Source organism: Mycolicibacterium chubuense (assembly GCF_001044255.1).
GTDB lineage: Bacteria > Actinomycetota > Actinomycetes > Mycobacteriales > Mycobacteriaceae > Mycobacterium > Mycobacterium chubuense.
Map to the genome: position 1 here is coordinate 14,670 of NZ_JYNX01000056.1, position 12,350 is coordinate 27,019.

At 69.5% G+C, this 12,350-nt stretch carries 13 protein-coding genes and 1 pseudogene; 4 read left to right on the plus strand and 10 right to left on the minus strand.

The features are described 5' to 3' along the window. Positions 1–28 precede the first annotated feature (28 nt). Together MCHUDSM44219_RS17705 and MCHUDSM44219_RS17710 are read right to left on the minus strand one after the other, a co-directional pair. Positions 29–1,225 (minus strand): alpha/beta hydrolase family protein, encoded by a 1,197-nt coding sequence (locus MCHUDSM44219_RS17705; RefSeq protein WP_048419568.1) that lies wholly within the window; start codon positions 1,223–1,225, stop codon positions 29–31. Positions 1,226–1,318: 93 nt separating this feature from the next. Next, positions 1,319–2,149 (minus strand): universal stress protein, encoded by an 831-nt coding sequence (locus MCHUDSM44219_RS17710; RefSeq protein WP_048419569.1) that lies wholly within the window; start codon positions 2,147–2,149, stop codon positions 1,319–1,321. A 120-nt stretch (positions 2,150–2,269) separates the two neighbouring features. Here MCHUDSM44219_RS17710 and MCHUDSM44219_RS17715 point away from each other — a divergent pair. Both MCHUDSM44219_RS17715 and MCHUDSM44219_RS17720 read left to right on the plus strand, forming a co-directional pair. After that, positions 2,270–2,563: pseudogene (locus tag MCHUDSM44219_RS17715) on the plus strand (YgaP family membrane protein); the annotation flags it as partial. Between the two features lie 23 nt (positions 2,564–2,586). Continuing rightward, entirely contained in the window at positions 2,587–2,979 is a 393-nt protein-coding gene (locus MCHUDSM44219_RS17720; RefSeq protein WP_048419570.1) for a DUF302 domain-containing protein, read from the plus strand. Here MCHUDSM44219_RS17720 and MCHUDSM44219_RS17725 read toward each other — a convergent pair whose 3' ends face one another. The 8 genes from MCHUDSM44219_RS17725 to MCHUDSM44219_RS17760 form a co-directional block, all read right to left on the minus strand. Further along, on the minus strand, positions 2,980–3,996 hold the full coding sequence (locus MCHUDSM44219_RS17725) for a zinc-binding alcohol dehydrogenase family protein (RefSeq protein ID WP_048419571.1): 1,017 nt from the start codon (positions 3,994–3,996) through the stop codon (positions 2,980–2,982). Between the two features lie 12 nt (positions 3,997–4,008). Continuing rightward, positions 4,009–5,637: a GAF domain-containing sensor histidine kinase gene (locus MCHUDSM44219_RS17730; RefSeq protein WP_048419572.1), complete on the minus strand. Its 1,629-nt coding sequence runs from the start codon at positions 5,635–5,637 to the stop codon at positions 4,009–4,011. A gap of 145 nt (positions 5,638–5,782) precedes the next feature. After that, positions 5,783–6,034: an acyl carrier protein gene (locus MCHUDSM44219_RS17735; protein WP_048419573.1), complete on the minus strand. Its 252-nt coding sequence runs from the start codon at positions 6,032–6,034 to the stop codon at positions 5,783–5,785. An 8-nt stretch (positions 6,035–6,042) separates the two neighbouring features. Then, the gene (locus MCHUDSM44219_RS17740; protein WP_048419574.1) at positions 6,043–7,281 is read right to left on the minus strand and encodes a dihydrolipoamide acetyltransferase family protein; all 1,239 of its coding nucleotides are present in this window, start codon (positions 7,279–7,281) and stop codon (positions 6,043–6,045) included. Continuing rightward, positions 7,278–8,258, minus strand: a complete 981-nt coding sequence (locus MCHUDSM44219_RS17745; RefSeq protein WP_048419575.1) for an alpha-ketoacid dehydrogenase subunit beta — start codon at positions 8,256–8,258, stop codon at positions 7,278–7,280. Before MCHUDSM44219_RS17745 ends, MCHUDSM44219_RS17740 begins: the two co-directional genes overlap by 4 nt. Further along, complete coding sequence (pdhA, locus tag MCHUDSM44219_RS17750; RefSeq protein WP_048419576.1) at positions 8,255–9,229, minus strand: pyruvate dehydrogenase (acetyl-transferring) E1 component subunit alpha; 975 nt, start codon at positions 9,227–9,229, stop codon at positions 8,255–8,257. The genes MCHUDSM44219_RS17745 and pdhA overlap by 4 nt, the downstream gene beginning before the upstream one ends. Continuing rightward, complete coding sequence (gene acsA / locus MCHUDSM44219_RS17755; protein WP_048419577.1) at positions 9,226–11,010, minus strand: acetate--CoA ligase; 1,785 nt, start codon at positions 11,008–11,010, stop codon at positions 9,226–9,228. The genes pdhA and acsA overlap by 4 nt, the downstream gene beginning before the upstream one ends. Further along, on the minus strand, positions 11,007–11,264 hold the full coding sequence (locus tag MCHUDSM44219_RS17760) for a hypothetical protein (RefSeq protein WP_048419578.1): 258 nt from the start codon (positions 11,262–11,264) through the stop codon (positions 11,007–11,009). Before MCHUDSM44219_RS17760 ends, acsA begins: the two co-directional genes overlap by 4 nt. A gap of 158 nt (positions 11,265–11,422) precedes the next feature. Here MCHUDSM44219_RS17760 and MCHUDSM44219_RS17765 point away from each other — a divergent pair, with 158 nt between their 5' ends. After that, complete coding sequence (locus tag MCHUDSM44219_RS17765) at positions 11,423–11,845, plus strand: PNPOx family protein (protein ID WP_048419579.1); 423 nt, start codon at positions 11,423–11,425, stop codon at positions 11,843–11,845. Further along, positions 11,842–12,349, plus strand: a 508-nt coding sequence (locus tag MCHUDSM44219_RS31140; protein WP_461786656.1) for a baeRF2 domain-containing protein, incomplete at its 3' end; no start/stop codon positions are given. The genes MCHUDSM44219_RS17765 and MCHUDSM44219_RS31140, both read left to right, overlap by 4 nt. Position 12,350 lies beyond the last annotated feature (1 nt).

Genomic DNA, 12,350 nt, shown 5'->3' on the forward strand with positions numbered 1-12,350 from the left:
CATACCCCCGTAGGTATGAAGGGCCGGATCAGCCCGCGGCGCTGTCGGGTGCGGCGCCGACGCTGACCAAGCCCGAGTGCACCAGGGCGCTGGTCACGAAGCGTTGCACCGGACGCGATTGGAAGAACCCCGCGTGTCCGCCGCGGTACCACTCGATGTCGGGCCCGCCCCAGTGTTCCCAGAGCCGATGCACCTGCTCCCGCGGGTGCACCACCTGGTCGGCGAGGCCGGCGTAGATGAAGCGGCCGGCCTTCGGCACCTGCGGCGGCAGCGACAAGGGCGAGATCATCCGGCCCAGCGGGGCCGCGAGGGCGATGGTGGCGAGCCGCGGATCATCGGGGCGCAGTCCGGAATGACGGCCCAGCAGTTCCATCAGGTCGGCCACCGGCACGCCGAGGATCGCGCAGGTGAGGTCGCCGTCCAGACCGGCGACGAGCGCCGCGATGAATCCGCCCAGGGACAGTCCGTAGACGCCCACCTGCGCCGCGGGCTGCTGTCGTCGTACCCAGCCCAGCAGAGCGCGGATGTCCCACACCGCCTGTGCTGTCGCGTGGATGTCGTCGAGCAGGTCCTCGCCCGGGAACACCGCCCCCTTGGGCAACCGCTTCGACCGTGGTCCGTGCATGGGCAGCACCGGAAGCACGACGTTGAGGCCCAGTTGTTCGTGGAGCTGCCACGCCCGGAAGAGCGCCAGGTCGATTGCCGCGCGGCCCATCTCCGTACCGTGGATGCACACCAGCCACGGCCGCGGCTCCGAGTGACGCAGCATCAGGCCGTAACCGCGTGAGGTTGATCGATACTCGAGCCAGCGGTCACCACCGGGCTCACCGGGCAGGGGGCGGTAGTCGCTGCCCCACCGAAGTCGTTCGTAGGAACGGTTGCCGCGCTGCACCGGATGTACCTCGACGCCGGTGAGCCGGCGCGGCGCGGTGAAGAAGCGGCGAGGATCATCGAGCAAGCCGCGGCCATCGTAAAAGTCAAGAGCCGCACCAACTTCTTCGTGGATACGCGCGAACGCCACCGGATCACTCAGCGGGCGGCGGGCCCGCAGACCGAGAAGCACCACCTCGTCGCGCAGCGCCTCGGCAGCCAGGGCGAGCGTCGGCCGGGCAAGCGGCATCTGGTTCGGTGCGGATCCGAGGTAGTCGCGCCACGACCGCGCGTAGTAGCCACCCGTCCTGGCCAACGGCCCCAGGGCGGCTCGCAGCGGCGCAGCGGGTTCCATCCTCGCGACGCTATCCGCGCCGACGAACCACCACAGGAGACATTGGTCACCGGTAAGAGTGGCACAACGACACCGGGATCGTCCGCGCACGTGTCACGGCCGCACCACGGTCACCGGAACGTCGACAGATTGCACCACCGTCGAACTCACCGATCCGAGCAGCATGCCGGCGAACCCACCGCGGCCGTGCCTACCGACCACCACCAACTGCGCGCGCTGCGATTCCACGATCAACCACCGCGCGGGCGCGTCGTATTCGAGCCGGCGAAGCACCCGGACGTCGGGGTAGCGCTCCTGCCATCCGGCGAGACGTTCGGCGAGCACCTCAGCGGCCGACTCCTCGTGCGCACTCCACTGGGCGCTCTCGTACGGCAGTGCGGCGATGTCCGACCAGGCATGCACCGCAACGAGATCCACGCCGCGCACGGCCGCCTCGTCGAACGCCAGCGCCGTCGCCGCCTCCGAGGCGCGCGAGCCGTCGATACCGACCACGACAGGTGACGCCGGGGCGGGCAACCGGCCGTACCGACTGTGCGCAACGGTGACCGGACAGTGCGCCTGATGCAGCAGACCGGTGCTGACCGAACCCATCAGCAGCCGGCCCAGTGCGCCGCGTCCCCGGCTGCCGACCACCACCATCCGCGCCTGCCGGGACACCGCGACGAGCGTGGGCAGCACCGTGCCGCAGCGGAGTTCGCAGCGGATGTCCGGAACACGGGCGGGATCGGAGTCGGCGAGCACCAGCGCGCGGGCATGCGCCAGGGTGTCTTCGGCGTTCTCCCGCTCGCCCCCCGCGACGGCGGGCGTCACCACGGTCATCAGCGTGATCGGAACGCCGTGCCGGCGGGCCTCGTCAGCGGCCCAGCAGACGGCGGTCGCCGACTCCTGGGACCCGTCGATCCCGACGAGGATGCCGTAGTCCATGCCAGTCAACGCTAGGACGGCCGCCCGCCAGGTTTTAGGGCCGTTGGTCCCGCTTCTGCGAACGTGGTTTCCCGCGGCCCCAGGTTGGGGATACCTCATGGAATATGCAAGATGAAGGTCGGCGGCATCACCGCCTGGCAGGCCGGTGGCTTCGCGGTCGAGCGCGGCGCGCCGAAGTGGGACCTCGAACGCCAGGTGCGTCTGGCCGCCGGGCTCATCGTCGCCCTCAGCGTGCTGGCGAGCCTCGTGGTGCCCGGCGCGCAGTGGGTGGCATTCGCCATCGGGGCGGGCCTGACGTTCGCAGCGGTGACCGACACCTGCGCCATGGGCATGCTGCTCGCTCGGCTTCCGTACAACCGCGGAGCGAAATGTGATGCGCAAACCGTGGTCTCGCAATTGGTGAGCGCGCGATAATCACATCGACGGAAGGACGCGACATGGGATTCGCACTGTCGACCGTGCTGCACACGTCGTTCGACGACGCGCTCGCCCGCACCCGAGAGGCACTCGCGGAACAGGGCTTCGGCGTGCTGACCGAGATCGACATGCAGGCGACACTCAAAGCCAAGCTCGGTGAGGACATGGAACAGTACGTGATCCTCGGTGCGTGCAATCCGCCGCTGGCTCACCGGGCCGTCGAGATCGACCGCCAGATCGGGCTGCTGTTGCCGTGCAACGTGGTCGTGCGCGCCGATCCCGGCGCCGACGGCGACGTGCTCGTCGAGGCGATGGATCCGCAGGTGCTCGTCGACGTGACCGGCGAGGCCGAGATGCGGTCGATCGCCGACGATGTCGCCGCGAAGCTGCGGACCGCGATCGACTCGCTGTAGTCAGATCAGAAGTACAGCCGCGCCCGCGATGCGGCCCGAGCTCAGATCGTCCAGCGCGACATCGGCCTGATCCAGGCGATACTCCGGGGTGGTGACCTCGATGCGGTGCCGCCCGGCGAACTCCAGGAACTCGCGCGCATCGGCCCTGGTGTTCGAGGTGACCGAGCGCACCTGCCGTTCCTGGAACAGGTGCGTCTGGTAGTTCAGCGGCGGAATGTCGCTGAGGTGGATACCGGCGATCGCCAGCGTTCCCCCGCGGTCGAGCGCCTCCAGGGCGGGCAGCACCAGGTCCCCGACCGGCGCGAAAAGTATTGCCGCGTCGAGGTTCACGGGAGGAGCGTCGGCCGCGCCCTGTGCCGAGGCCGCCCCGAGCGCCAAGGCCAGCTCACGGGCGCTCTCACCGCGCGTCATCACGTGTACCTCGGCGCCCCGCGCCAGCGCCACCTGCGCGGTGATGTGGGCGCTGCCGCCGAATCCGTAGATGCCCAGGCGGCCCCCGGCGGGCAAGTCGGCCCGCATCAGCGAGCGGAACCCGATGATGCCCGCGCACAACAGCGGCGCCAGCTCGCTGTCGGAATACCCCTCGGGCAGGCGATGAACGAAATCAGCAGGCGCGGTAACGAATTCGGCGTAGCCGCCGTCGGCGTCCCACCCGGTGTACTGCGACTCGGGACACAGGTTCTCCTGCCCCCGGAGACAGAACCGGCAGTGCCCGCAGGTGTGCCGCAGCCACGCCACCCCCACCCAGTCACCGGTCCTGAACTCCTCCCCCGCGTCCGGACCGAGCGCCACGACCTCGCCCACCACCTCGTGACCGGGGGTGACGTGGGGCCGGTGCACAGGCAGATCACCTTCGGTGACGTGCAGGTCCGTGCGGCACACCCCGCACGCGTGCACGGCGATCAGCAGCTCGCCCGCCGCGGGCTCAGGGACATCGGCGCTGACGAGTTCGAGCGGACGGGTGCGCACCGGACCCGGGGTGCGGACCCGCCATGCGCGCATCGACGAGGACGTCATGGTCGGAGTCTGTCAGATGTCGGAGAGCGGAGCGCTCCACGTGACGCACGTGCCGCCGTCGGGCGGTGCGGTGATCGCAAGATCTCCACCGGCACTGTGCGCACGGCGGGCGAGATTGGCCAGCCCGCTGTGCCGTTGATTGTCCGCGGGTATTCCGTGCCCGTCGTCGGTCACCTCGACCCGAAGGTCGTCGCCGACGGCCACCTCCACCGTGACCGCGTGCGCACCGGAGTGGCGCACGGCATTGCTCAGCGCTTCGACGACAACGGCTTCGGCGTGATCGGCCAGCGTCTCCGGCACCACGCTCATCGGCCCCGACATGATCAGCGTCGCACTGATCTCGCGATCCTCGGTGAGACATGCGACGGCGTCCTGGATGCGCTTGGCGAATCCCCCGTGAGCTTCCAGCGGGTGCCCGAGGTCGAAGATCGTGGAGCGGATGTCGTTGATGACGGCCTGCAATTCGTCGACCGAGCGCGTCAGCCGGCCGGCCAGTTCAGGCGAGCGCAGCCGGGCGATGACGCCTTGGAGGTCCATGCCGACGGCGAACACCCGCTGGATCACCTGATCGTGCAGGTCACTGGCGATCCGCTCCCGGTCGGCGAGCATGGCCAGCTCGGTGCTCGACCGCCGGGCCCGCGCGATCGTCAGCGCGATCGCGGCGTGGTTGGCGAAATCCTGCACCAACTCGAGGTGGCTCTCGTCGAAGCGCGGCGCGCCGGCATCGCGCGCCACCGCGATGACTCCCAGGGTGACGTCGTCCGAACGCAGCGGCACGACGATCGCGGATCGTTCACCCAGCTCGGTGAAGGACTGGATCGGCCGCCGGAACGTCTCGGTGATGACCGGCTCGCCGGACCGGAACACTGCCCCCGTTGTCGATCCTTCGACCGGAATATGCTGTCCCAGAACGTCATCGGCGTATCGTCCGGAAGCAGCGGACACCACCAACGTGTCCACCGACGCGCCCGGCTGGACCGGGTCGTCCGGAACCAGGACGATCACCTGCTCGGCGCCGGCCAGGTGGCGGGCGCGGCTGGCGATGAGATGCAGGGGCCGCACGTGCGGATCCGAGTCCGAGAGCAGCGCGGCGGTGATCTCCCGGCTGGCCGCGGTCCAGCGGGCGGCCTCGCGCACCTGCTCGATCAGCCGCGCGTTGTCGATGGCGACCGCCGCGACCGACGCCAGCGCACGCCCGGTGGCCTCGTCGTCCTCGGTGAACGTGCGGCCGGGACGGTCGTCGGCGACGTACAGACCGCCGTACGGTTCTCCGCGGATGACGATCGGCACACCGAGGAACGCCCGCATGTCCGGATGGTGCTGGGGAAATCCCGCCGATTCGGGATGCTCGCCGAGATCGGCGATTCGCACGGGCTGCGGATGCTCGCGCAGCAGCCCGAGCAAGCCCTTACCCACGGGCAGATGGCCGATCTTCCCGACAGCGTCGTCATCCATCCCGTCGTGGACGAACGACGCGAGCATGCCGTCGGCATCCCAGACCCCGATGGCGCCGAACCGCGCCCGGGTCATCACCATCGCCGCACGGACGAACCGCTGCAGCGTGCCATCGAGGTCGAGGTAGGGGTCGAGATCCGATCCGATCTCCAGGGCCACCTGCAACAGCGACGGGTCGGTGTTCACTGGTGATCGACACCTCCGATGCGACCGGACGACGGCGCGCCGAGGCGTCGTTCACCGGTCACGTCGAGTGTCCTCCTTCACGCAGACACGAACAAGCGATCCCGCTGGGAACTTGCCGTGGATGCGACCACGGGGTCGTTCGGGGTCAGAACGCGGCTTTGGCCTCGACGTAGTGCACGAGGTCGTCGAGCGTGCGCAACCGCTGATAGTCGGCCTCGGGGATGTCCACGTCGAACCTCTTGTGAATGCCGAGAAGGAAATTCAGCCAGTCCATCGAGTCCAGATCCACCTGGTCGCGCAGCAGCACGTCGTCGCTGATCTCGTCGGGCTCGACCTCCGGAGCGATCGCGGTCAGCACCGAGAGCACGTCATCGCGGATCTCGTGGGTGGTCTTCATGGCGTGCCTCAGTTCTCGAGCAGGTCGGGTTGTTGGAGAAGGTCGTTGATCGCGGAAAGGAACAGCGCGCCGCGGTGGCCGTCGCTGGCGCGATGATCGGCCGCCAGACTCGCGTGGACCGTCGTCGCGATCCGTATTCCGCCGTCGACGGCGCGGACTCGCTGGGCGGGTCTGCCGAATCCGACCAGCGCCACCTGCGGCGGGTAGATGACGCCGAACACCGAGTCGACGCCCTGGTCGCCGAGGTTGGTCACGGTGATGGTGGGGTCCGACATCTCCGAGCTGCGCAACGATCCGGCGCGGGCCCGCGCGACGAGGTCGCTCAGGTCGGCCATCAGCTCGCCGAGCTTCTTGCCCGCCACGTCGTGGATCGCGGGCGCGACCAGACCACCACCGCGCAACGAGATCGCCACCCCGACGTGCACGGCGTCGCCGGGCGCGAAGCCGGTATCGCGCCAGAACCCGTTGAACTCCCCGAACCGGTGTGCGGCCAGCGCGACGGCCTTCAGGTACAGCACCGCCGGCAGGACCCGTTCGGTGATGGAGCGCGCCGCGTTGCGTTCGTTGAGCCAGCTCAGCGCCGGGTCGAGGACGATCTCGTCGGCCAGGTAGTAGTGCGGGATCTCACGCTTGGACCTGCTCATCGCCGCCGCGATCGACTTGCGCATCTCCGCACCGCGGCGGGCGGCGGCCTCCTTGGCCGAAACCGCTGGGGCAGGCGCCACCGGCACCACCTCCGGGGCGGCGGCCTGCACGTGCGCGGCGGCGTGTTCGACGTCGCTGATGACCACGGCGCCCTGCGGACCGGTACCGGTGAGCGACTCGACGTCGACACCGAGGGACACGGCCAGCCGACGGGCCGCCGGGGACACCCACCGACGATGGTGCGGGCCGGCCGGTGGTGGTGGTGGTGGCGTCCGCGGTTGCGGGGCGGGGACACTCGGAGCAGGCGCGTCGACGGCCGTCACCGGCGCCGGGACGCGCTCCGCGGGCCGTTCGGCGGGCGCCTCACCGGGGGCGAGCAACGTGGCCAACGGCGTTCCGACCGAGACGGTCTGCCCCACGGGCACGAGCAGTTCGCCGACGACGCCCTCCTGCCAGCATTCGATCTCCACGGCGGCCTTCGTGGTCTCCACGACCGCGACGATCTGGCCGCGCGAGACGGTGTCGCCCGGCTTGACCAGCCACTCGTTCAACGTGCCCTCGTCCATGTCGGCGCCCAGGGCCGGCATCGCGAACTCGATCATGCCGGCTGTCCCACAATGGCTTTCACCGCCGCGACGATGGTCTCGGGCTGCGGCAACGCGGCCTGCTCGAGGTGTTTGGCGTACGGGATCGGCACCTCGGCGGTGCAGACCCGCGCGACCGGGGCGTCGAGGTCGTAGAACGCGTTCTCCATGATCTGCGCGCTGACCTCGCCCGCGAGACTGCCTGTGCGCCAGCCCTCGTCGACGACGACCGCGCGATGGGTGCGGCGGACCGACTCGACGAACGTGTCGGTGTCCAGCGGGCGCAACGAACGCAGGTCGATCACCTCACAGTCGATGCCGCCCAGCGAGAGTTCGTCGGCGGCGTCGAGGACCTTGGGCAGGCAGCCGCCGTAGGTGATCACCGTGACGTCGGACCCGGCGCGGCGGATCGCCGCCCCCGAGATATCAGTCGGCGCCGCGGTTTCCACGTCGGCGGAGACGTTGTAGAGCTGCACGTGCTCGAAGATCACCACCGGGTCGGGATCGGCCAGCGCGGCGCCGAGCATGCCGTAGGCATCCTCGACCGTCGCCGGGGCCACCACCTTGATGCCCGGGATATGGGCGAACCAGCACTCCAGGCTGTGCGAATGCTGCGCGGCGAGTTGACGTCCCGCGCCGGTGGCCATCCGGACCACCAGCGGCACCGAGAACTGACCGCCCGACATGTGGCGCAGCGCCGCAGCGGTGTTCACGATCTGATCGAGCGCGAGCAGGCTGAAATTGACGGTCATCACCTCGACGATGGGACGAAGGCCGCCCAGTGCGGCGCCGATGCCGACACCGACGAAGCCCAGTTCCGACAGCGGGGTGTCGCGGATGCGATCCGGGCCGAATTCGGCCAGCAGCCCTTTCGACGCGGCGTAGGTTCCGCCGTAGGCGCCGACGTCCTCCCCCATCAGCAGCACCCGGTCGTCGGCGGTCATCGCGTCGCGGATCGCGTCGTGCACGGCGGTCCGGTAGGTCGTCTTGGTCATCGAAGTGCCTCCGCCGGGGTCAGGACGTCTCGGGTGAGATCGTCGACCGGTTCCCATGTGCCGGCCTCCGCATAGGCCACAGCGCCGGTCACTTCGTCCTCGGCGGCCGCGCGGATGTCGGCGACGTCGTCCTCGCTGAGCGCGCCGGCTGCGACGCACCGCTCGGTGAAGGCGCGGATGGGATCCCGCTCCTTGGCGTGCTCGACCTCCTCCTTCGAGCGGTACAACTCGGGGTCGAACATCGAATGCGGCCGGAACCGGTAGGTGCGGAACTCCAGAAAGAAAGGGCCGCCCCCGCTGCGGACGTGGTATGCCCCTTCCTCGGCGGCGGCCCGGCAGGCCAGCACGTCCATGCCGTCGGCGGCCAGCGCCGGGATGCGGTAGGACGCCGCCTTCTCGGTCATATCGGTCTGCGCCTGCTCGTGCGCGATCTCGGTGCCCATCGCGTAGTAGTTGTTCTCGCAGCAGAACAGCACGGGCAAGTGCCACAGCGCGGCCAGGTTCATCGACTCGTGAAAGGCCCCTTCGGCGACCGCGCCTTCGCCGAAATAGCATGCGGTGACCCGAGATCGGCCCAGCTGCGCGTCGGCCAGCGCGAGGCCCACCGCCAGCGGCAGCCCGCCGCCGACGATGGCGTTGCCGCCGTAGAAGCGGGTCCGCGCGTCGAACAGGTGCATCGAGCCGCCCCGGCCGCGCGAGCACCCCTCCTGCTTGCCGAACATCTCGGCCATGATGTTGGTCATCGGGATGCCCCGCAACAGCGCGTGGGCGTGGTCGCGGTAGGTGGCCACCACCGCGTCCTCGGCCTCCAGGGCGCGCAGCGATCCGGCGGCGACGGCCTCCTCGCCGACGTACAGGTGCAGGAAGCCGCGAATCTTGGCCGCGCTGTAGAGCTCGGCGCACTTCTCCTCCATGAGCCGCACCCGGATCATGTCGGACAGCAGCGGGGTGGCGACATCGCGGTCGATCATGAGGCGGTCTCCATCGTGGAGGTGTCGCCCTCGGGCAGACCGAGTTCGCGCGCCTTGAGCAGCCGCCTCATGATCTTTCCGCTACGGGTGTGGGGCAGTGCGTCGGTGAACTCGATGACCTTGGGCGCCACGGCGGCCCCGAGTCGCTTGCGGGCGTGTGCCATCAGCGAGCGCATCGTGTCATCGTCGGCCGGGTAGCCGTCTTTGAGGGCAACGAACGCCTTGACCACCTCGCCGACGGTGGGGTCGGGCACGCCGATCACGGCCGCCTCGGCAACGGCGGGATGGTCGGTGAGCGCGTTCTCCACCTCGAACGGACCGATCAGGTGGCCGGCGGATTTGATGACGTCGTCGGCGCGGCCGACGAACCAGTAGTAGCCGTCGACATCGCGCTTGACCAGGTCACCGGTCAGGTACAGACCGTCGGCGAAGCTGTTGCGGTACCGCTGCTCTGCATGCAGATAGGTCCGGAACATCGACGGCCAACCCGGTGTGAGCGCGAGTTCGCCTTCGACGTCGGGTTCGTCGATGACCGACACCGTGCCGTCGTCGTTGCGGCGCACCACGCACGCGGTGACCCCGGGCAACGGCCGGCCCATCGAGCCGGGCTTGATGTCGAACGCCGGCGTGTTGGCGATCATGATCCCGCCGGTCTCCGTCTGCCACCAGTTGTCGTGGATCGGCAGACCCAGCACGCGCTTGCCCCACCACACCGCCTCGGCGTTCAGCGGCTCTCCGACACTCGCCACGAAACGCAAACGGGGAAAACGGAACTGGGCCGCCAACTCCGGCCCCGCCTTGATCAGCATCCGGATGGCCGTCGGCGCGGTGTACCAGACCGTCACGCCCTGGCTTGCCAGGATGCGGTACCAGCGCTCCGCGTCGAAGTCCGCCTCGTCGACGATCGACGTGACACCGTGCAGAAGCGGCGCGATCACCCCGTAGGACATCCCGGTGACCCATCCGGGATCTGCTGTACACCAATAGATGTCGTCGGCGTGCAGATCGAGGGCGTACAGTCCCGTCACGTAGTGCATCGTGACGGCGCCGTGCACGTGCAGCGCGCCCTTCGGGGTGCCGGTGGTTCCGCTGGTGAAGTGCAGCAGGGCCGGGTCGTCGGCTGTGGTGTGGGTGATCGGCGCCTTATCGGAGGCCGCATCCATGCAGCGCCAGAAGCTCAGTGTGCCGGGCTCGTCACCGTCTGCGATGCCGTCGTCGATGAGCAGAACGTGGGTGAGCGAGGGCAGCTGCTCGCGGATCTTGGCCACCTTGCGCACATAATGCGCACGGGTGGTCACCAGCACCTCGGCCTCCCCGAGGGACAGGCGTGTGGCGATCGGCTCGGGACCGAACGCGGAGAACAGCGGGGAGACCACGCTGCCGTTGCGCAGCGCACCCATGATCGTCACGTAGAGTTCCGGGCATCGGCTCATCATCGTGAACACCCGATCGCCCTTGCCGACCCCCAACTCCCGCAGCACATTCGTGAAACGTCTTGCGAGCCGCGCCAGTTCGGCGTAGCTCAGCTCGCGGGTGGCCAGGTCGCCGTCCCAGCCTTCGGCGGCGACGAACCGCAGCGCGGTGTGCGAGGCCATCGGTCCGTGCGCGTGGCGGTCGACGGCCGCGTAGGCGATGTTGCACCCGCCGTCGGCCATGCCGGCACACACCCGGGGGGCCGTCGCCCAGCTGAACGCGGCGCGGGTGCCGTCGTAGTCGGTGAAGTTCGGGTGAACGCGCCAGTCGTCGTCGGTCTTGCGGATCAGCGACGTCGCCGCGGTCATCGGCGCGCGTTCACGGAAAGCGTGCCGGCGCGGACGGCCACCGAGATGTTGTCCATGACGCGGTCGAGCAGATCCCCATAGGCCGACCCGTCGTCATGCAGCGCGCGGTAGCCGCGGTGGCGCAGGAACACGTCGAGCCGGCGGTCCAGCGGCCAGTCCGCGTAGGTCCGGCCGGCGAACTCCGACGAGAGGAAGTCCCAGGCGATGTCGTCGAGTGCCGCCTCGGGCGTGTCGAGGGGTTCCGTCGGTGTCATGGCAGGTCCTTTCGGCAGGCGTCGGAGCCCATCGTTTGTCACCGCCCGAGCCGGAAATAGAGACCAAGGTCACACGCTGGTCGACCGGTGCCCTAAGTCCCCGGGCGCAGAGTCCGCTCGGCTCTGTGACGAGACCCTTCACGGCCCACCATGAGCACATGCCCGCCATCACCGAGCCCGCCCGCGACGCCGTACGGCAATTCAACAAACACGTACTGAACCCGGCGATGCTGCTGGTCGCGGGCCGCACGCATTGGTATGCGGCGGTGATCCGCCACACCCGGCGCCGTTCCGGCAGGTCCTACGCAACGCCCGTGGTGGCCGAGCGCACGCCCGACGGCGTCCTCATCCCGCTGCCATACGGCGCCGGGGTCGACTGGTTGCGCAACGTGATGGCAGCCGGCCGGGCCACGGTGACCGTCCATGGCGAGTCCCTCGACCTCGTCGACCCGCACGTCGTCGACGCCGCGATCGCGGCGCCGCAGCTGTCTGCGCGTCGGCGACGTGCCTTCGAGCGCTTCGGCATCGACCACTTCGCCGCGCTCTCGGTGGCGACCCCTTCGAAAAGAGGACGACCATGACCACTGAGCACCTCCGCGCCCTCGCCGGCGCGCCGGGCCCGTTCGTGTCGCTGTATCTCGACGGCACCGGAGACACCCGGGACGACACGGCGCGGTGGGGCGCCATCCGTGAGCACCTGGAGGACTGTCACGTCGCCGGCCGCACGATCGAGGCGGTCGAGCGGGCCGTGCTGACCCACCGACCCAGACCGCATCGGCGCGGGCAGGCGGTCATCGCAGGTGGGGAGGGGGTGCTCGTCGACGAGCCGCTCGTCAGCCCTCCGTCGGTGACCGTGTTGCGGGTTTCCGACTATCCCTACGTCCTGCCGCTGCTCACCGCGGAGGCGGCACGACCGCCGTACCTCTTTGCGGCGGTCGACCACCTGGGCGCAGACCTGACGGTCCACCGCGATCGCGCCGTCGACCACGAGACCGTCGCGGGCGGGGGCTTTCCCGTCCACAAGTGCGCCAGCGCAGGCTGGAACGGCCACGTCGACGGGCGCGCCGTCGCCGGCGCACTCGACGN